The organism is Salinicola sp. V024, assembly GCF_052645315.1.
Window position 1 is genome coordinate 17,072 of record NZ_JBQXYB010000006.1, and the last position, 19,756, is coordinate 36,827.

General features: G+C 61.8%; 20 protein-coding genes. 2 read left to right on the plus strand and 18 right to left on the minus strand.

What is annotated here, in order from left to right; genetic code table 11:
* The first annotated feature begins 45 nt into the window (after positions 1-45).
* Positions 46-318 carry a hypothetical protein gene (locus ACUN9V_RS10575; protein WP_445511357.1) on the plus strand — a complete coding sequence of 91 codons (273 nt, stop codon included), beginning with the start codon at positions 46-48 and terminating at the stop codon, positions 316-318.
* 33 nt (positions 319-351) lie between these two features.
* Here ACUN9V_RS10575 and glmU read toward each other — a convergent pair whose 3' ends face one another.
* The 18 genes from glmU to erpA all read right to left on the minus strand — a co-directional run bounded on the left by glmU (position 352) and on the right by erpA (position 17,698).
* The gene (gene glmU, locus ACUN9V_RS10580) at positions 352-1,740 is read right to left on the minus strand and encodes a bifunctional UDP-N-acetylglucosamine diphosphorylase/glucosamine-1-phosphate N-acetyltransferase GlmU (protein WP_445511358.1); all 1,389 of its coding nucleotides are present in this window, start codon (positions 1,738-1,740) and stop codon (positions 352-354) included.
* A gap of 147 nt (positions 1,741-1,887) precedes the next feature.
* Positions 1,888-2,313 (minus strand): F0F1 ATP synthase subunit epsilon, encoded by a 426-nt coding sequence (locus tag ACUN9V_RS10585; RefSeq protein WP_445511359.1) that lies wholly within the window; start codon positions 2,311-2,313, stop codon positions 1,888-1,890.
* Positions 2,314-2,340: 27 nt separating this feature from the next.
* On the minus strand, positions 2,341-3,720 hold the full coding sequence (atpD, locus tag ACUN9V_RS10590) for a F0F1 ATP synthase subunit beta (protein WP_075561474.1): 1,380 nt from the start codon (positions 3,718-3,720) through the stop codon (positions 2,341-2,343).
* 115 nt (positions 3,721-3,835) lie between these two features.
* Complete coding sequence (atpG, locus tag ACUN9V_RS10595) at positions 3,836-4,726, minus strand: F0F1 ATP synthase subunit gamma (protein WP_075561473.1); 891 nt, start codon at positions 4,724-4,726, stop codon at positions 3,836-3,838.
* 81 nt (positions 4,727-4,807) lie between these two features.
* Positions 4,808-6,352, minus strand: a complete 1,545-nt coding sequence (atpA, locus tag ACUN9V_RS10600) for a F0F1 ATP synthase subunit alpha (protein ID WP_075561472.1) — start codon at positions 6,350-6,352, stop codon at positions 4,808-4,810.
* A 16-nt stretch (positions 6,353-6,368) separates the two neighbouring features.
* Positions 6,369-6,911: a F0F1 ATP synthase subunit delta gene (locus tag ACUN9V_RS10605; RefSeq protein WP_075561471.1), complete on the minus strand. Its 543-nt coding sequence runs from the start codon at positions 6,909-6,911 to the stop codon at positions 6,369-6,371.
* A gap of 11 nt (positions 6,912-6,922) precedes the next feature.
* Positions 6,923-7,393, minus strand: coding sequence for a F0F1 ATP synthase subunit B (locus ACUN9V_RS10610; protein WP_075561470.1), 471 nt, complete (start codon positions 7,391-7,393; stop codon positions 6,923-6,925).
* Positions 7,394-7,464: 71 nt separating this feature from the next.
* Positions 7,465-7,713, minus strand: coding sequence for a F0F1 ATP synthase subunit C (atpE, locus tag ACUN9V_RS10615; RefSeq protein ID WP_011508579.1), 249 nt, complete (start codon positions 7,711-7,713; stop codon positions 7,465-7,467).
* Positions 7,714-7,799: 86 nt separating this feature from the next.
* On the minus strand, positions 7,800-8,666 hold the full coding sequence (gene atpB / locus ACUN9V_RS10620) for a F0F1 ATP synthase subunit A (RefSeq protein WP_445511360.1): 867 nt from the start codon (positions 8,664-8,666) through the stop codon (positions 7,800-7,802).
* A 3-nt stretch (positions 8,667-8,669) separates the two neighbouring features.
* Positions 8,670-9,080: an ATP synthase subunit I gene (locus ACUN9V_RS10625; protein WP_445511361.1), complete on the minus strand. Its 411-nt coding sequence runs from the start codon at positions 9,078-9,080 to the stop codon at positions 8,670-8,672.
* 244 nt (positions 9,081-9,324) lie between these two features.
* Complete coding sequence (locus tag ACUN9V_RS10630) at positions 9,325-10,239, minus strand: ParB/RepB/Spo0J family partition protein (protein ID WP_110693554.1); 915 nt, start codon at positions 10,237-10,239, stop codon at positions 9,325-9,327.
* 28 nt (positions 10,240-10,267) lie between these two features.
* Positions 10,268-11,035, minus strand: a complete 768-nt coding sequence (locus ACUN9V_RS10635; RefSeq protein ID WP_445511362.1) for a ParA family protein — start codon at positions 11,033-11,035, stop codon at positions 10,268-10,270.
* 114 nt (positions 11,036-11,149) lie between these two features.
* The gene (gene rsmG, locus ACUN9V_RS10640; RefSeq protein ID WP_445511363.1) at positions 11,150-11,797 is read right to left on the minus strand and encodes a 16S rRNA (guanine(527)-N(7))-methyltransferase RsmG; all 648 of its coding nucleotides are present in this window, start codon (positions 11,795-11,797) and stop codon (positions 11,150-11,152) included.
* On the minus strand, positions 11,794-13,689 hold the full coding sequence (mnmG, locus tag ACUN9V_RS10645; RefSeq protein ID WP_445511364.1) for a tRNA uridine-5-carboxymethylaminomethyl(34) synthesis enzyme MnmG: 1,896 nt from the start codon (positions 13,687-13,689) through the stop codon (positions 11,794-11,796). Before mnmG ends, rsmG begins: the two co-directional genes overlap by 4 nt.
* Before the next feature lie 1,027 nt (positions 13,690-14,716).
* Positions 14,717-15,508, minus strand: a complete 792-nt coding sequence (locus ACUN9V_RS10650) for an amino acid ABC transporter ATP-binding protein (RefSeq protein ID WP_075561463.1) — start codon at positions 15,506-15,508, stop codon at positions 14,717-14,719.
* Positions 15,505-16,173, minus strand: a complete 669-nt coding sequence (locus tag ACUN9V_RS10655; protein ID WP_075561462.1) for an amino acid ABC transporter permease — start codon at positions 16,171-16,173, stop codon at positions 15,505-15,507. The genes ACUN9V_RS10650 and ACUN9V_RS10655 overlap by 4 nt, the downstream gene beginning before the upstream one ends.
* Positions 16,174-16,321: 148 nt before the next feature.
* Positions 16,322-17,095 (minus strand): transporter substrate-binding domain-containing protein, encoded by a 774-nt coding sequence (locus ACUN9V_RS10660; RefSeq protein WP_445511365.1) that lies wholly within the window; start codon positions 17,093-17,095, stop codon positions 16,322-16,324.
* Positions 17,096-17,344: 249 nt separating this feature from the next.
* Entirely contained in the window at positions 17,345-17,698 is a 354-nt protein-coding gene (gene erpA, locus ACUN9V_RS10665; protein ID WP_075561460.1) for an iron-sulfur cluster insertion protein ErpA, read from the minus strand.
* A gap of 238 nt (positions 17,699-17,936) precedes the next feature.
* Between erpA and ACUN9V_RS10670 the strand changes: the two genes are divergently transcribed.
* Positions 17,937-19,751 (plus strand): chloride channel protein, encoded by a 1,815-nt coding sequence (locus tag ACUN9V_RS10670; protein WP_445511366.1) that lies wholly within the window; start codon positions 17,937-17,939, stop codon positions 19,749-19,751.
* Positions 19,752-19,756: the final 5 nt, after the last annotated feature.

The window sequence follows — 19,756 nt, forward strand, 5'->3', positions numbered from 1 at the left end:
CAGACATCTGAGTGATGTTTGGTTCGCCGAACGAGCTGGCCATGGATGGCCAGCTCCGGCCTGCAAGCGGGACAGGATGTTTTAGCGAAGCAGGTCGCTAGAGGCGCGCCGGGACAGGGCAGAAAATTGCTCCTGCATTTTCTGCATTTCCGCCATCCATGGCGGTCAGATGTCCTTGCGCGCCGACCCGAAGCGCTGACGAAAATCGCTCGGGATTTCTTGAGCCTGTGGCGCGAAAAAGGGGAGCGCGAGGGGCTTGCCCCTCGCAATAACGACGACGACAGCCGTAAAGCTCTCGTCAGTAGTGATCTCTTTTGAATTGAATGAGCCCCAAGCGAGGGCCCGAACCTATCAAGACTTCGGCATCTTCACCGGCCGCTGCCAGCCCTGTTTGACGACCTGACGACTTCGCCCGATCGCCAGTTCATCCTCTTCCACTTCACGCGTAATCGTCGAACCCGCGGCGATAGTCGCGCCATTGCCAATGGTGACCGGGGCGACCAGCGAGCTGTTGGAGCCGATAAAGACGGCCTCGCCAATCTGCGTGCGGTGCTTGTTGACGCCGTCATAGTTGCAGGTGACGGTACCGGCGCCGACGTTGGTGTCGCGACCGATCTCGGTATCGCCCAGATAGCTCAGATGGCCCGCCTTGACGCCATCGCCCAGCGTGGCGTTCTTGGTCTCGACGAAGTTACCCACATGCGCCTTGGCACCCAGCCGCGTACCTGGTCTCAGCCGGGCGAACGGGCCGCAGTCGCTGCCCTCGCCCATCTCGGCACCTTCCAGATGGCTGTTAGCCTTCACCACCGCGCCGCGGCGCAGCACGCTATCCTTGATCACGCAGTTGGGACCGATGACGACGTCGTCTTCCAGCGTGACCTGGCCTTCCAGAATCACGTTGACGTCGATCTGGATGTCGCGGCCGACGGTAACGTCGCCGCGCAGATCGAAGCGCATCGGATCCGCCAGCGAAACCCCCGCGGTCATCAAGCGCTCGGCCTGGCGACGTTGATAGGCGCGCTCGAGTGCCGCCAGCTGCCGACGATCGTTGATGCCTTCGACTTCGACCGGCGAGCTCGGCTGGGTTGCCTTGACCTCGACACCGTCGTCGGCAGCCATGGCGATGACGTCGGTCAGGTAATACTCGCCCTGGGCGTTCTCGGCGGAGAGCTTGGGCAACCAGCGACGCAGCTGTTCAGCGGTCATCGCCATGATGCCGGTATTGCATTCAGCGATGGCGCGCTGCTTGTCGTCGGCATCCTTGTGTTCGACGATGGCGACGACCGCGCCCTTGGCATTGCGCACGATCCGACCGTAGCCGCCGGGGTCGTCCAGCGTCACCGTCAACAGCGCCATGTGCTGCTCGTCGACGCCGTCCAGCAGCGTCTCGAGGGTTCTGGCCTGGATCAGCGGCACATCGCCGTAAAGCACCAGCACCTTGCCATCGCCGAGGCCGTCCAGCGCCTGAGCCACCGCATGCCCGGTGCCCTTCTGCTCGGTCTGTTCACAGAAGGCGAGCTCGCCATCGGCAGGCGTCGAACTGGCGCCAGCGAGCGCCTCGCGCACCGCCTCGCCGCCGTGACCGACCACCACGTGCAGCCGGGCGTTCTCCAACCCTGCCGCCGTGTCGACGACATGCTGAACCAGTGGCCGCCCTGCCAGCTTGTGCAGCACCTTCGGCGTCTTCGAGCGCATGCGGGTGCCTTGGCCAGCGGCCAGTATCACGACGTCGAGAGTCATGGCGTCCATCCTTTTGATCAATGAAAACTGGGCGTCATTCTAGCGCTTGAGGACGCCGATGACAGATTCCTCGAACGCTCCTTCCCAGACGACCATAAAAAAGGCGACTCCGGAGAGTCGCCTTTCGGGTCTTGCACGGCGATGCCGTTAGCCGCGGCCGGCTCGATTGCGCAGCTGTTGCAGCGTACGCAGCTGAGCCGTGGCTTCGGCCAGCTCCGCGGCCGCCCGCGTATAGTCGAGCTCGGTCTGCTGCTCGTTGAGCGAGGCCAGCGCATGCTGACGTGCCTGCTCGGCTTCCGCTTCGTCCAGATCGCTGGCTCGGGTGACGGTATCCGCCAGCACCGAGACCACGTTGGGCTGCACTTCGAGGAAGCCGCCGGTGACGTAGTAGAGCTCTTCTTCACCGTTTTCCTGAATCACGCGCACCGGACCGGGCTTGAGCTCGGTCAGCAGCGGCGCGTGACCGCGCAGGATACCCAGATCGCCGGCCACGCCGGCAGCAATGAGCTGCTCGACGCTGCCCGAGAAGATCTCCTTCTCGGCACTGACGATGTCACACTGAAATGTGGCCATAGCGATATCTCCCGGGAGTCTGCAGGCTTACTTCATGCTCTTGGCTTTCTCGACGGCTTCGTCGATGGTGCCGACCATGTAGAAGGCCTGCTCCGGCATATCGTCGTAATCGCCGTTGAGAATGCCCTGGAAGCCACGGATGGTTTCCTGCAGCGATACATACTTGCCGGGCGCGCCGGTGAAGATCTCGGCGACGAAGAACGGCTGCGACAGGAAGCGCTGAATCTTACGCGCTCGTGCCACGGCCAGCTTGTCCTCGTCGGACAGCTCGTCCATCCCCAGGATGGCGATGATGTCCTTGAGCTCCTTGTAGCGCTGCAGCACGTTCTGCACGCCGCGAGCGATATTGTAGTGCTCTTCGCCGACGACCAGCGGATCGAGCTGACGCGAGGTGGAGTCGAGCGGATCGACGGCCGGATAGATACCCAGCTCGGCGATCGAGCGCGACAGCGTCACGGTCGAATCGAGGTGAGCGAAGGTGGTCGCCGGAGACGGGTCGGTCAAGTCATCCGCGGGCACGTAGACGGCCTGGACGGAAGTGATCGAGCCGGTCTTGGTCGAGGTGATGCGCTCCTGCAGGGCGCCCATCTCTTCCGCCAGCGTCGGCTGATAGCCTACTGCCGACGGCATACGACCCAGCAGCGCCGACACTTCGGTACCGGCCAGCGTGTAGCGGTAGATGTTGTCGACGAACAGCAGCACGTCGCGACCTTCGTCACGGAAGTTCTCGGCGATGGTCAGGCCGGTCAGCGCGACGCGCAGACGGTTGCCCGGGGGCTCGTTCATCTGGCCGTAGACCAGCGCGACCTTGTCGAGAACGTTGGATTCCTTCATCTCGTGATAGAAGTCGTTACCTTCACGAGTACGCTCGCCGACACCGGCGAACACGGAATAGCCGCTGTGCTCGGTGGCGATGTTACGGATCAGTTCCATCATGTTGACGGTCTTGCCGACACCGGCACCGCCGAACAGACCGACCTTGCCGCCCTTGGCGAACGGGCAGACCAGATCGATGACCTTGATGCCGGTCTCCAGCAGATCGCTGGAAGCGGCCTGATCCGCGTAGCCGGGCGCCTGACGGTGGATCGGCATGCGCACGGCATCGTCACCAATGTCGCCGGCATCGTCGATCGGCTGACCCAGCACGTTCATGATCCGGCCCAGCGTCTGCGTGCCCACCGGCACGGAGATCGCGGCACCGGTATTCACGACCTCGATGCCACGCTGAAGGCCTTCACTGGAGCCCATGACGATGGCGCGAACCACGCCGTCACCCAGCTGCTGCTGTACTTCGAGAACGGCCTCTCTGCCCGAGACCGTCAGCGCGTCGTAGACCTTGGGCACGTCGTCCCGCGGGAATTCTACGTCAACCACCGCGCCTATGATTTGTACGATACGTCCGCTCATAGTGGTTCCTCGTAAACCTGCAAATGAAACCTGTAGGGCGCCGCGAAGTGACTTCATTCATGCGACGCCTAGCCAAGCCGTATTCGAGACCGCCGCCACGCGGGCGGCGCTGTCGTCATACCGCCGCGGCACCACCGACGATTTCCGAAATTTCCTGGGTAATGGCCGCCTGACGCGCCTTGTTGTACACCAGTTGAAGATCGTCAATCAGATCGCCGGCATTGTCGGTCGCGTTCTTCATCGCGATCATGCGCGCGGCCTGCTCACAAGCCGCGTTCTCCACCACGGCCTGATACACCTGGGATTCGACGTAGCGAACCAGCAGATGATCGAGCAGGGTCTTGGCATCCGGCTCATACAGGTAGTCCCAGCTTTTCTGCGTATCACCGGGACCGGGTTGTTCATCCCCTTCGCTTTCGTCCTCGACTGCCTCGAGGGGCAGCAGCTGACGCACGACGGGTTTCTGGCTCATGGTGTTGACGAATTCGTTGTACACCACGTAGAGCCGATCCAGACTGCCTTCATCGAAGGCATCGAGCATCACCTTGACGCTACCGACCAGATCCTGGGCTTCCGGCGCATCGCCGAGGCCTTTCTTCGCCGCCAGCAGATTGCCGCCGCGCTTGCGAAAGAAGCCGCCGGCCTTGCTGCCGATGGCCGCGAAGTCGGCACCGACGCCCTTCTGGTCCCAGTCGCGCGCGTGCTTGACCACCGCCTTGAACATGTTGACGTTCAAGCCGCCGGCGAGCCCGCGGTCACTGGAAACGACGATATAGCCGACGCGCTTGACCTCACGCTCGACCATATAGTCGTGACGGTATTCCGGGTTGGCCTTGGCAACGTGGCCGACCACCCGGCGGATCAGTTTCGCATAGGGCTGACTGGCCGCCATGCGCTCCTGAGCCCGACGCATTTTCGACGCAGCGACCATTTCCATGGCGCTGGTGATTTTCTGCGTGTTCTTGATGCTCCCAATCTGGGATTTGATCTCTTTTCCAGCTGCCATCTCGGATCACCCTGATTCATGCCGCTCAGTCGGGCGAGACGACCCGCTGCCATCGCATCACGATGGAGCGGGTCGCGCCACCTACCAGGTCTGAGTGGACTTGAACGACTCGAGACCCGACTTGAGACCTTTCTGGATCTCGTCGTCGTAGCCGCCGCTCTGGTTGATCTTGTCGAGCAGGTCGGCATGCTCGGACTTCATGTAATCGTGCAGCGCACGTTCGAAATCCAGCACCTTGTCGACCGCGACGTCGTCCAGGAAGCCTTCGTTGGCGGCGTACAGCGTCACCCCCATCTCGGCCACCGACAGTGGCGAGTACTGCTTCTGCTTCATCAGTTCGGTGACACGCTGACCGTGCTCGAGCTGCTTGCGGGTCGCTTCGTCGAGATCGGAAGCGAACTGCGAGAACGCCGCCAGCTCGCGATACTGCGCAAGGGCCAGACGGACACCGCCACCCAGTTTCTTGATGATCTTGGTCTGGGCCGAGCCGCCAACACGCGATACCGATAGACCGGCGTTGATCGCCGGACGGATACCGGAGTTGAACAACCCCGTCTCGAGAAAGATCTGACCGTCGGTGATCGAGATCACGTTGGTCGGAACGAACGCGGAGACGTCGCCGCCCTGGGTCTCGATGATCGGCAGTGCGGTCAGCGAACCGGTCTTGCCTTTCACTTCACCGTTGGTGAACTTCTCGACGTAATCGGTGTTGACGCGCGCGGCACGCTCGAGCAGACGCGAGTGGAGATAGAACACGTCACCCGGATAGGCTTCACGACCCGGCGGACGACGCAGCAGCAGCGAGATCTGACGGTAGGCGACAGCCTGCTTGGAGAGATCGTCATAGACGATCAGCGCGTCTTCGCCACGGTCACGGAAGTATTCGCCCATGGTGCAGCCGGCGTACGGTGCCAGATACTGCATGGAAGCCGGATCGGCGGCGCCGGCGGCGACCACGATGGTGTGCTCCATGGCACCGTGCTGTTCGAGCTTGCGCACCACGTTGGCGATGGTCGACTGCTTCTGGCCGATCGCCACGTAGATACAGGTGATGCCCGTACCTTTCTGGTTGATGATCGCATCGATCGCCACCGCGGATTTACCGATCTGGCGGTCGCCGATGATCAGCTCACGCTGGCCACGACCGATCGGCACCATCGCATCGATCGACTTGAGACCGGTCTGGACCGGCTGGTCGACGGACTGACGGGTGATGACGCCGGGCGCGACCTTCTCGATCGCATCGGTCATCTTGGTGTCGATGTCACCCTTGCCATCGACCGGGTTACCCAGCGCATCGACCACGCGGCCGATCAGCTCCGGGCCGACCGGAACCTCGAGGATACGACCGGTACACTGCGCGGTCATGCCCTCTTCGAGTTCCAGGTAGTCGCCCAGCACCACGGCGCCGACGCTGTCGCGCTCGAGGTTGAGCGCCATGCCGAAGACGCCACCGGGGAATTCGATCATTTCGCCCAGCATCGCGTCGGCCAGGCCGTGGATGCGAACGATGCCGTCAGCGACGCTGACGACGGTGCCCTGATTACGGGCCTCGGAGGCGACATCCAGCTTATCGATACGCTGTTTGATGATGTCGCTGATCTCGGAAGGATTCAGTTGCTGCATGCCATGTCCCTCGAACTCAAGCGGTGAGCGCTTCGCGCAGACGTTGCAATCGACCGCGCACGGAACCGTCGATGACGGTGTCTCCGGTACGCAGGATCACGCCGCCTAGCAGCTCGCGGTCCACCTGAGTGGTAATGGAGATTTCACGATTCAGGCGCTTCTTCAGAGCCTCGACGAGTACGTTCTGCTGCGCGTCATCCAGCTCGAAGGCGGAGACGATGGTGACATCGACCCGCTTTTCTTGCCGGGCGCGCAGCGCCTCGAACTCTTCGAAAATGTCGGGCAACGCAGCCAGACGCCCCTTTTCGCCGACGAGGTGCAGGAAATTACCCACGCCCTCGTCGAAGGGTTCGTCACCGCAGACTTCCAGCAGCAGACGCGTCTTGTCGTCGGCCGTCAGCCGCGGGTTGGCGAGAATGCGTGCACGGACATCGGAGTCAGCGGCCACCTGGGCGACCAGTGACAGACTCTGGGACCACGCTTGGAGCGCCTTTTGATCGCGCGCGAACTCGAACGCCGCCTTGGCGTAGGGTCGAGCGACGGTAGACGATTCAGCCATGGTGCGCCTCCTTAGAGCTCGGCAGCGAGCTTGTCGACGAGCTCACGATGCTTGGCTTCGTCGATGGAGGACTCCAGGATGCGCTCGGCGCCGGCCACAGCCAGCAGCGATACCTGGGCACGCAGCTCTTCCTTCGCGCGATTGATCTCCTGATCGATTTCGCTGCGAGCGCCTGCAATGATGCGCTCGCCTTCGGCCCGCGCAGTCTCGCGAGCTTCTTCGACGATCTGATTGGATCGCTTGTTGGCCTGTTCGAGGATCTGTTGCGCCTGCTCCTTGCTCTCCCGCAGTGTCTCTTCGGCTTTTTCCTGAGCCAGTTCGAGATCACGGGTCGCACGGCTGGCTGCATCCAGACCATCGGCAATCTTCTTCTGTCGTTCCTGCAGGGCCTGCATGACCGGCGGCCATACATACTTCATGCAGAACCAGACGAAGACGGCAAAGGCTATGGCCTGACCAATCAGTGTAAGGTTCAGATTCACGCCAGCACCTCTCGCGTCACGGGTTTGGGATTAAGGGTCACCGGAGGCCTCGTGGGCCACGAACGGCGCCGTTAACCGACAAACGGATTGGCGAAGGTGAAGAACAGGGCGATACCGACGCCGATCATGGTCACGGCGTCAAGCAGGCCCGCAACGATGAACATCTTGACCTGCAGCTGCGGGATCATTTCCGGCTGGCGCGCGGCGCCTTCCAGAAACTTGCCGCCGAGGATACCGAAGCCGATCGCGGTGCCGAGGGCACCCAGGCCGATCAACAGAGAAACGGCAATCGCGGTCATGCCCAGAACTTGTGCTTCCATGGTTGTCTCCAGTTTTCAGTCGAGTCTTGCTCAGTCGAGTCTTGCTCAGTTGAGTTTCAGGGGTCAGGGGTTAACGGGAACGCTACTCAATGCTGCTCTTCCGTCGCCATGCTCAGATAGACGATGGTGAGCATCATGAAGATGAAGGCCTGCAGCGTGATGATCAGGATGTGGAACACGGCCCACGGGAAGTGCAGCGGCAGCTGCCACAGTCCGACCATCGCTATCAGGATAAAGATCAGTTCGCCGGCGTAGAGGTTACCGAACAGTCGTAACGCCAGCGAAACCGGTTTGGCCAACAAGGTCACGAGTTCAAGCAGTAAATTGACCGGAATCAACAGGATCTGGGCAAAAATATTGGACGTATTGAAGGGGTGCAACGTCAACTCGGCGATAAAACCCGACAGTCCCTTGGAGCGAATGGAATAGAAGATGATGAGTGCGAAGACCGACAGCGACATGCCGAGCGTGGCATTGATGTCGGTGGTCGGGACGACCTTGAAATAGACATGCGACGGATCGGCACCGAACCAGCTGCCGATTTTCTGCGCCAGCATCGGCAGAAAATCCACCGGCACCAGGTCCATGATGTTCATCAGGAAAATCCAGCAGAAAATCGTCAGCGACAGCGGAGCGATCAATCGGCTCTTGCCATGGAACGTCTCGCGTACCGAGCCATCGACGAATTCGACTATCATCTCGACGAAGTTCTGCAGACCGGTGGGAACACCGGTGGAGACGCGCTTGGCCACCGAGCGGAACAGCCACAGAAACAGCACCCCGAGGCCGATCGACCACAACATGGTATCGACGTGGATGGCCCAGAATCCCATCGCCTTGGCATCGGCGGCGGAGTGAGCCATCGACCAGCCGTTCTCCGGATGCAGACCATAGGTCATGTTCTGCAAGTGGTGCTGGATGTACTCCGTACTCGTCATGTTGTTGCCAGCCATGGTTCAGCCTCGAGATTGAATGTGTGACGGTCGGCGCAGCAGCCATGGGCCCAGCCAATGCACCAGCAGTGTCACTACATAAGCGCCAAAGAAGAAAGCGGGGTTTGAGGGGGGCACGGCCACGAACGCCAGCGTGAACAGTACCGCCGTCAAACCGAACTTGCCGGCCTCGGCTTGATAGAAGCTTTTGACGATGTTTCTTGCCAGTGCCGGGCCCTGATAACGAAAGGCACACCAGGCAAAGAAGGCGTTGGGAATGGCAGCGACGAGACCACCGGTCAAGGCGGAAAATGCCGTTCCGCGACCCCAGACACCCCAGCCGATGAGGGCCAACCCCATCACCACGCCGCACTGTAACAGGATCAACCCCGCGATTCGCGGTCTTGCAAGCTTGGCCGGTGCCGCTGGTTGCATGGCTTCGGTCTCGCCGTTGATTCCTGGGATGAATTCGCTGCTGCGACGTTCGATGCCTACCTGCGGCGTCAGTCTGACGAATTCCGGCGGATTATAGAGAAGCGATCATGCCGCTTCAACCGAACCTGCACCGATCTGAGGCATCTTGCTGAGCAAAAGATCGCGAAAAGTGCGCAAATCCCGTTAACGCGCTAAATACTTTTGTCGATGCGTCCGTGCTTCGTCTGCCGACGAGTCAGACCGATCAGCGGATATGCTCGAGTATGCCATCCAGTTCGTCGAGGCTAGTGTAACGAATCGTGACACGTCCTTTGCCGGACGAATTGTGATGAATCTTGACCGGCGCGCCCAGCAGGTCGCCGAGACGATTCTCGAGCCGTCCGACATCGGCCGGGGGGCGCTTGTCTTCGGCCTTCTTCTGGCCGCTGGCGATCTGCTTGACCAGTGCTTCGGTCTGGCGCACGGTGAGCTCGCGCGCCACCACCTCATGCGCCGCGTGGCGCTGCTTGGCGGCCGGCAGGCTGAGCAGGGCACGGGCGTGCCCCATGTCCAGATCGCCGCGTTCCAGCAGCGTCAGCACCTGCGGATCGAGGGCCAGTAGACGCAGCAGATTGGCAACCTGAGCCCGCGAGCGCCCTACCGCATCGGCAACCTGCTGCTGGGTCAGTTCGAACTCGTCGAGCAGGCGTTTCAGCGCCATCGACTCCTCGACCGGATTGAGGTTTTCACGCTGGATATTCTCGATCAGCGCCAGGGCGAGTGCGACCTCGTCGCTGACCTCGCGAATGACCGCGGGGATGGTTTCGACCTCGGCCAGCTGCGATGCCCGCCAGCGCCTTTCGCCGGCAATGATCTCGTAGCGCTCTGCGCCAATTTGTCGCACCACGATCGGCTGCATCACGCCCTGGGCCCGGATCGAATCGGCCAGTTCCTCCAGCGCTTCGGGCTGGATATCGCGTCGCGGCTGATATTTGCCGCGGGTCAGCTGGCGCAACGGCAGGCGCTCCAGACGCTCGCCGATCCCTTGTGATTCGGGCGAGACCTGCGCTGGCGCCGGGGTATTCGCGTCGGCTTCCTGCGACAGGCTATCGCGGCGACGGGCACTGGAGCCGATCAGGGCATCGAGGCCGCGGCCCAGCGGGCGTTTGCGCGTCGTCATGGGGTGTTCCTCGCAGCAGTCATCGTCATTACAGCGCCAACCGCCGAATCAGTTCCTTGGCCAGAACACGATGGGCCTGGCTGCCACGCGAAAGGCGCGCGTACTTGGTGACCGGCACGCCATGACTGGGCGCTTCGGCCACGCGGACGTTTCGCGGGATGGTGGTCTTGAGCAGGGAGTCGCCGAAATACTGGCCGAGCTGCTTGCTGACGTCTCGGGTCAAGCTGTTGCGCGGGTCATACATGGTCCGCACGATGCCGAATATCTCGAGGGTGGGGTTCACGCTTTCCTGGATCTGCTCGACGGTGTCGAGCAGCGCCGAGAGACCTTCAAGCGCATAGAATTCGCACTGAACCGGAATCAGCACGCCATGGGCAGCGGTCAAGGCGTTGACCGTCAGCATGTTGAGCGAGGGCGGGCAGTCGATCATCACCACGTCGTAATCCGCAGCGACGCTCTCGATGGCACTCTGCAGCACCCGTTCGCGACCGTCGCGATCGAGCAGATCGACCTCGGCGGCGGTCAGATCACCGTTGCCCGGCAACAGCGCGTAACCGGCCACGGCGCAGTCGACGATCACCTCGGCGGCGTTCTTGTCGCCGAGCAGCACGTCGAGCACGCTGCCGTCGAGATCATGCTTGTCGACGCCGCTGCCCATGGTGGCATGGCCCTGCGGATCGAGATCGATCAGCAACACGCGGCGATCGAGTGCCGCTAGGCAAGCCGCCAGATTGACCGCGGTGGTGGTCTTTCCCACCCCGCCTTTCTGATTGGTCAAGGCAATGATTCTGGTCACTGGCGACTCCCTTCGTCGAGGCTGATCCTGTGGATCGCGAGCGATCCGCTAGCGTGTATCCGGCACGGCATGAACGACACCGCCGTTTCATAACAAAACGGCCCGTTGACGCCGTTACGAGCGTCGGCCCGCCTCATCGATTCGACCGAGGCGGAGCAGCTGGCGTTCGGCATCATCGACACCGGGTACCGTCAACGCCAGCCGTTGGTGGATGGCGACATGGGCAGGCAGCGATTCGAGTTCACGCGATTCGAGCCCCCCTTTCATTGCCAGCCATTCACCGCCTTCGGCCAGCAGCGGCTCGGTCAGCGTGACGAAATCGCCTAGCGCCGCGAAAGCACGCGAGATGATCTGGTCGAAGGTCGCATCGAAAGATTCGACCCGAACCTGCTCGCAGCTGACGTTGTCGAGCCCGAGCTCCATTACTGCCTGGCGCTGAAAGCGGACTTTTTTGCCGTTGCTGTCCACCAGCGTGACCTGAAGTTCGGGATTCAGGATCGCCAGCACCAGACCCGGGAACCCCGGTCCCGACCCTACGTCCAGCAGGGTGGGTCCGCGCACGGCAAAGGCCACGCTGACGCTGTCCAGCAGATGGCGGCTGACCATCGCCTCGGGCGAGCGCACTGCGGTGAGGTTATAGGCGCGATTCCACTTGTGCAACAGCGCGAGCAGCGACAGCAATCGTTGCCGCTGCGGCCTCTCGATTTCGACGTTCAGCGCCGCCAGACCGTCATCCAGCAGACGTTCACAAACTGGCGTCATGCGCTCAATGCCCGGCTGTCGTCGATCAGACGACGCTTTTTGAGGTGGATCAGCAGAATCGAGACGGCGGCCGGCGTGACCCCGGAGATGCGGCCGGCCTGGCCCAGCGTCTCCGGTCGGACCTGCTCGAATTTCTGGCGAATCTCGGTGGAGAGTCCTTCGACCCTGGCGTAATCCAGCGATTCCGGCAGCGGGGTGGCTTCATGGCGCCGCAGACGATCGATCTCGTCCTGCTGACGCGCGATGTAACCCTCGTACTTGGCCTCGATCTGGACCTGCTCGGCGACCGGCTCCTCGCTGACGGGCTCGCCCTTGAGCGACGCCACGTCGGCGTAGGTGAGCTCGGGACGCTTGAGCAGCTCCATCAGGCTGTACTCATGCGACAGCGGCTGACCGAGCTTTTCGGCCACACACTCGCCGGCCTCGGTCTTCGGCTGGATCCAGGTCGAACGCAGTCGTGCGCTCTCCTGCTCGATCTTCTCGCGCTTGGTCTCGAACGCCGACCAGCGATGATCGTCGACCAGCCCCAGATCGCGGCCGATGGCGGTGAGTCGCAGGTCAGCGTTGTCCTCGCGCAGCAGCAGGCGATATTCGGCACGCGAGGTGAACATGCGGTAGGGCTCCTGCGTGCCCATGGTGATCAGGTCGTCGACCAGCACGCCCAGATAGGCCTCGTCGCGGCGTGGCCACCAGGCCGATTCGCCCCGGACACGTCTGGCGGCATTGATGCCGGCCAGCAGTCCCTGAGCGCCAGCTTCCTCGTAACCCGTGGTGCCGTTGATCTGACCGGCGAAGAACAGGTTGTGGATAAATTTGGTTTCCAGCGAGTGCTTGAGATCGCGCGGATCGAAGAAGTCGTATTCGATGGCGTAGCCGGGCCGCGTGATATGGGCATTTTCCATTCCGACGATCGAGCGCACGACCTGCAGCTGGACATCGAACGGCAGCGACGTGGAAATGCCGTTGGGATAGAGCTCGTGGGTATCCAGCCCTTCGGGTTCGACGAAGACCTGATGGCTGGTCTTGTCGGCGAAGCGATGAACCTTGTCCTCGATCGACGGGCAGTAACGCGGCCCGACGCCCTCGATCACCCCGGAATACATCGGCGAGCGGTCGAGATTGGCGAAGATGATCTCGTGGGTGCGTTCGTTGGTGTGGCCGATATGGCAATCGACCTGACGCGGATGCTGATCGCGGCTGCCCAGATACGACATCACCGGCAACGGCGTGTCGCCCGGCTGACGCTCGAGTTTGGAAAAATCGACGCTCTTGGCATCGATCCGCGGCGGGGTACCGGTCTTCAGCCGATCGACCCGGAATGGCAGGGCTCGCAGCCGCTGAGCCAGCGCATTGGCCGGCGGGTCTCCGGCTCTGCCGCCGGCATGATGATCCAGACCGATGTGGATCACGCCACCCAGGAAGGTTCCGGTACACAAAACCACGGTATCCGCCATGAAGCGAATGCCGGTCTGGGTCGTGACACCGACGACGCTGTCGTTGTCGACGATCAGATCGTCGACGCCCTGCTGGAACAGGGTCAGATTGGGCTGGTTTTCCAGCATTCCACGGATGGCGGCCTTGTAACGGACTCGATCGGCCTGAGCCCGTGTCGCTCGCACTGCCGGTCCCTTGCGGGAATTGAGAACGCGAAACTGGATGCCGGCCAGGTCGGTGGCCTGCGCCATGGCGCCGCCCAGGGCGTCGATCTCCTTGACCAGATGGCTCTTGCCGATCCCGCCAATGGCGGGGTTGCAGGACATCTGGCCCAGCGTCTCGATGTTGTGCGTCAGCAGCAGGGTACGGACACCACTGCGAGCCGCAGCGAGTGCGGCTTCGGTGCCGGCATGGCCACCGCCGATCACGATGACCTGAAAACGGTCGGGATACTCCACGGTTTACCTCACGAGGTGCTGATGCGAACGCATCGAATCGGCACCGACAGCAAATGGATCTCGAAACCTCGCCAAGACGAGGTTCAGCGCCGTCGCAGCGACGCTTTTCATGGTGGCCGAGAACGGTTGGCCACGAAAGCCGCCCAGTATAAACCTCCTGTGGGTAACCGTCAGGGGTTTTCCACACCCGATTCGACGGTGAGTCGCTAACTCACAGAGTCATTATTAATTAATGAGAAATATATAAAGAAGTTCTGTTGTGGTAGTAACTAATGGTGTGGACATTTTCAGTGGATAAGTGGAAATACTCTATATATTACGAGAACTTGCATTGTTATTCGATTGCTTGACAAGCATGGGGCATGCTGCTGACAGAGGTGTTGATTCCTGTGGACAGAAGCCTTGTTTGTGCACAGCCCGGACTGCACACCTGTTATCCACCGCTGCATACGTTATCTGTTACCGCGGTGGTCAACACCCCCTCGATCATTCGCTAGCGTCGCGTGAGTCGGGGCTGCAGCAAGATCGGCAAAAAAACTATCCACAGGCGAAAAAAGCCGATCTGGATAACCTGAAACGACAAATTTCGACCTTTCCGAGCGGATTTTTTGATGCCGACAAGCGGGAATGAACGTCGTGGGTTCGGCCGGACGGGTCAGAATCGGCAAAATCGATGGAGAACGACGAGTCAGACAGCCGCAGGAAAGACGGCGATTCGAACGGCAATGGTTCGAGTCCGAAACAGCCGCCAATGAAACGGAAGGGCGATCAACATGGGAAAAAACGCTGGGGGAAATCAATGGGGGAAATCGATGAGCAAAAACGATAGGAAACAGCGCTGAAGAAAAGTGGCGGGGACAAGGGAGCGAGAAGTGAGGCAAGGAGCGCAGCGGCGCAGACAGCGAGCGTGACTCGGTCTGGAAATAGGTCTCCGCGGCACTCGACAGGAGAGCCTATCCACCGGGCAGCAGATAGCGTGCAAGCGGCTTGAAGGGAGCCCTCAAGCCGCGCACAACCCGGTTATCGACTAGTGCTTGAGCACCCGCGCCAGAAACGCCTGAGTGCGCTCATGCTGCGGCTGGTCGAAGAGTTGATTGGGCGGTCCCTGTTCGACGATCCGGCCTTCGTGCACGAACACCACACGATCGGCGACTTCCCGGGCAAAGCCCATCTCGTGGGTGACGATCATCATGGTCATGCCGTCGTTCACCAGCTCGCGCATGGCGTCGAGAACCTCGCCGATCATCTCCGGGTCCAGCGCCGAGGTCGGCTCGTCGAACAGCATCAGCCGAGGTTCCATTGCGAGCGCCCGGGCGAGCGCCACGCGCTGCTGCTGACCGCCCGAAAGCTGAGTCGGATACTTGTCGGCCTGATCGGAAATGCCGACCCGCTCGAGCAGCTTGTCGGCGGTGGCATCGGCCTGCTGGCGCGTCCAGCCACGGACCTTGCGTGGTGCCAACGTGACGTTGTCGCGGATCGACAGGTGCGGAAACAGATTGAACTGCTGGAACACCATCCCGACCTCGGTGCGCACGGCCTGCAGCGATTTGCCGCTGGCCCCGTTGGGCATCAGGGTCTTGCCATCGACTTCGATGCGCCCGGACTGGAAGGGTTCGAGTCCGTTGACGCAGCGAATCAGCGTGGATTTCCCCGAGCCGCTGGCACCGATGATGACCACGACTTCGCCATGGGCCACGCTGAGGTCGATCTCCTGCATCACGTGCAGGCTACCGAAGTGCTTGTTGACCTTGTCGAGACGCACGATCGGCGATGCCTCGGCCGTCTGAGCGGTGTCCTGGTTGCTTACGCGATCGTTCATCCCACCAACCCCTTGCGTTCGAGCAGACTCAGAGCCAATGACAGACTCAGGGTAATCGCCAGGTAGAGCAGGGCGATCATGAAGTAGACCTCCAGCGCGGTGAAGGTATTGGCGATGTAGACCTGGCCCTGGCGGACCAGCTCGCCGACCCCGATCACCGAGAACAGCGAGGTGTCCTTGATGCTGACGATGCCCTGATTGCCGAGTGCCGGAATCATCCGGCGCAGGGCCTGAGGCCAGATCACGTAGCGAAAGGTCTGAGGCGGCGACAGCCCCAGCGACAGCCCGGCTTCGCGCTGGCCACGTTCGATCGACTGCACGCCGCCCCGGACGATTTCCGAGATATAGGCGCCAGCGTTGAGGGCGATAGCGGCGATGCCCGCCGTCAGCGCGTTGATCGGGCCACCCAGCAGCGTGGGCAGGCCGTAGAAGATGAATAGCACCTGGACCAGCACCGGCGTGCCGCGGAAAACCTCGATATAGACCACGGCGGGAATTCGCAGCCAGCGAGTGGGCCCGATCCGCATCAGGCCGAAAACGATGCCGACCACGAAGCCGATGGCCAGGCCGACGAAAGAGATGAGCAGGGTGTAGGGCAGACCCTTGAGCAGGAAAGGCAGCGAATCGATCGCCGCCTGCCAGTCGAACTGGAAGTTGAACTCCACGGGGTGTCTCCGTTGGCAACGCGAGCAAAAGACCTCACCGCCATGCGATGAGGTCTTCCTGAACTGCCGTCTTCAAGAACGAACAGTCACGGTATCCGCAAACATCGAGACCGGCGCGAGAGCGCCGGCCTCGATCAGACGTGGTCGGTCATTTGGCGTCAGCCGCTTCGCCGAACCATTTCTTGTGGATCTCGTCGTAGGTGCCGTCGTCATGCATGGCCTTCAGCGCCTTGTTGGCAGGCTCTACCCACTGGCTGTCCTTGGCAAAGGCGATGCCGTACTGCTGGCCTTCATACAGCGGGCCGACGGTCTTGACCTTGTCCTTGCCTTTGGTCTGGGCGAAGTAGCCGACGTTGGGCGCGTCGTAGAAAACCGCGTCCGCGCTGCCGCCCATCAGTGCCATGTACATGTCGGAGCTGCCCGGATAGGGCGTGATCTCGGCATCGTCGCCCAGCTTCTCCTGCAGGTAGTCATAGCTGGTTGAGCCGATCTTGGTCGCGATGCGCTTGCCTTCCAGATCGTCGAGGGATCCCACGTCGCTGTCGTCGGAGACCAGAATGCGCAGGCCGGAGTCGTAGTAGGGGTCGCTGAAATCGACGATCTGCTGGCGTTCGTCGGTGATGGTGATGCCGGCGATCGCCAGATCGACGTTGCCGGTCTGCACCGCGGGGATGATGCCGTTGAAATCCATGGTATTGAGATCGACCTTGAAGCCGGCGCGGTCGGCGATCTCGTGCAGGATGTCCATATCGAAGCCGACCATCTCGCCACTGTCCTGATCCATCATCTCGAACGGGACGAAGCTGGGGTCGGTGACGGCCTTGAGCGTGGTGTCCTGCGCATTGGCCAGGCTGGAGGCACCCAGCGACAGGGCGAGGGCGGGGATGGTGAGCCAGTAGCTCAGGGATGTGTTGTTTTTCATGGTTTCCTCACGTTTTTATCGATTAGGGCAATCGACGACTACCTTGAGGAATCTTGTTACTGAACGTCAAGTCGACCTAGGTTTTGCTCGAAAATGCCTGTGCTCGACCATACTGCGTTAAAAACTGACTGGAGCTCCTGCCCGGTCAAAATACTCACCGCGTAAACTCCGCTATTTCCTCAGTTTTTGCCTTGTCTGCTCGTCGTTCGGCTAATTTTCGATTCAAAACCTAGTTTACCGCCCCAGTTCCTAGACCGAGAACGAGGCGCCGCAGCCACAGGTGGATTGGGCATTGGGGTTCTTGATGATGAAACGGGCCCCGGCCAAGCCTTCCTCGAAATCCACCGTCGAGCCGACCAGATACTGGTAGGAGAGCGAATCCACCACCAGGCTGACGCCGTCGTTGTCGATCACGGTGTCATCCTCGGCGGTCTGGTCGCCGAGATCGAAGCCGTACTGGAATCCCGAACAGCCGCCGCCGGTGACATAGACCCGCAGCTTGAGGCTTGAGTTGTTCTCTTCGGCAATCAACGCCTTGACCCGCGTAGCGGCGGCATTGGTGAAGAACATCGGGGTCGGAGCGAAAGACTCCACTGTGCTCATTGTCACGCTCCCGTGCGTGCCGGCCGTCGATCGAAGTGGCCGGTCTAGCGAAAATGGCATGGGCGGTGAAAACCGCCTCGTTGACGTCCATTATCGGTAATACCGAGTAAAAGGGTCAACTTTAGCCTTGGCGAGGCCGACGCGAGTCTGCCAGCGGCCGTCACGGATCGGTGTATGATGTCTGTCTCGTCAACCGCTTGGACGGTGTCGCCGGTGGCTCGCACAGGTATCGGGCTGCATGGCTATCGCCCGGCTGGACGAGCGCTTTGGATCGGGCAAGGAGGACGCTTTGCCACGCGTGCCGCGGTTTATCCCCAGACGTCTCAGCCTCGAACGATTTCGACGCCAGCTGGCGAGCGTCGATGCCATGCCGCAGCTCTGCCTGCTGGGCATTCTTGCCGGCATCCTGACCGGAACCGTGATGGTCGTTTTCCGGTTGCTACTGGAATTCGGCGCGCTGTTTTTCATCCCCGGTGACGACCCGGAAGCGTTCGAGACCCTGTCGCCGCTGTTTCGTGCCGGTCTGCCGCTGGTCGCCGTTGCCCTGATCGGGGCGTGGCTATGGCCGCAACCCGGTCGCGCGCTGAAGATGGGGATCGGCCACGTCATCGAGCGTCTCGCCTATCATCAGGGCAAGATGCCGCTGCGCAACTGGATCAATCAGTGGTGGGTCGGGGTGATCTCGGTGATCGGTGGACTCTCGGCCGGTCGTGAAGGGCCGGCGATCCATCTCGGCTCGGCGGCGTCGAGCTGGATCGGCTCGCGTCTGCGTCTGCCCCACAACAGCCTGCGGGTACTGGTGGCTTGCGGCACCGCGGCCGGGATTTCCGCCTCGTTCAATACCCCGATCGCCGGGGTCATCTTTGCCATGGAAGTGGTGATGATGGAGTACACCATCGCCGGCTTCATGCCGGTGATCCTCGCCGCCACCATGGGGGCGCTGGTCTCCTGGGCGGTCTACGGGGCCGAGCCGGCCTTCAGCGTACCGCCACTTCAGCTCAATTCGCTGCTGGATCTGCCCTGGATCGTGCTGACCGCGCTGGTGGTGGGTCTGCTCGCCGGCGGTTTCGTGCGCTTGGCCCAGGGGCATCCTTCGATCAGCCGCCTGCCTTTTGCCCTGCGTCTGGCGATCATCGGGCTGCTTACAGGCGCCGTCGCCTGGTGGTATCCCCAGGTCCAGGGGATCGGCTACGACAGCCTGGAGCAGATGCTCAACGGGCCGATGGCGCTGGACGTGCTGCTGGTGCTGGCGGTGGTCAAGCTGGCGCTGACCGGACTCTGCATGGCCGGCGGCGTGCCGGTGGGCGTGATCGGGCCGATGCTGGTGTCCGGCGCCGCCGTGGGCGCGGTGATGGGCATGCTCGGCGGGACGCTGCTGCCGAGCGTGGTCACGACGCCGGATCTGTACGCGGTACTCGGCATGGCGGCGATGATGGGTGCGGCGCTGCAGGCGCCGTTGGCCGCCCTGCTGGCGCTGCTGGAACTGACCCGCAACTCGGCGATCATGCTGCCGGGCATGCTGGCGGTGGTAGTCGCGGTGCTCACCGCTCGCCAGCTCTGCCGCTGCCAGGGATTCTTCCTCTCCAGCCTGACCCAGCAGGGGCTTCACCCGTTGCAGCAGCCGCTGATGCAGGCCCTGTCGCGAGTCGCGGTACCGGCGGTGATGGAGCGCAACCTGGTGCGCACGCCGCGGGTCATCGACCATGACCGGGCCAAGGCGCTGCTCGATTCCAAACCGACCTGGCTGGTGATCATCCAGGACGACAAGGACAAGCCGCCGCTGGCGATGAAGGCCGCTCACCTGGCGCGGGTGCTGCATGACGAGGCGTGGCTCGCGGAACACGCCCAGATCGATCTCGAGGAAGTTCCCGGCCAGCGTCTCGATCTGGCGCCGGTGCATCTGGAAGCGACGCTGTCCGAAGCCTATGACACGCTCAACGAATCCGGTCTCGACGCGCTCTATGTGGAGCACACCACGGCGCCGATGATTCGTAAGATTTCCGGTATCATCACTCGCGAGGCGATCGAGAACTATTATCGACGTAAGCGCTGACGTCT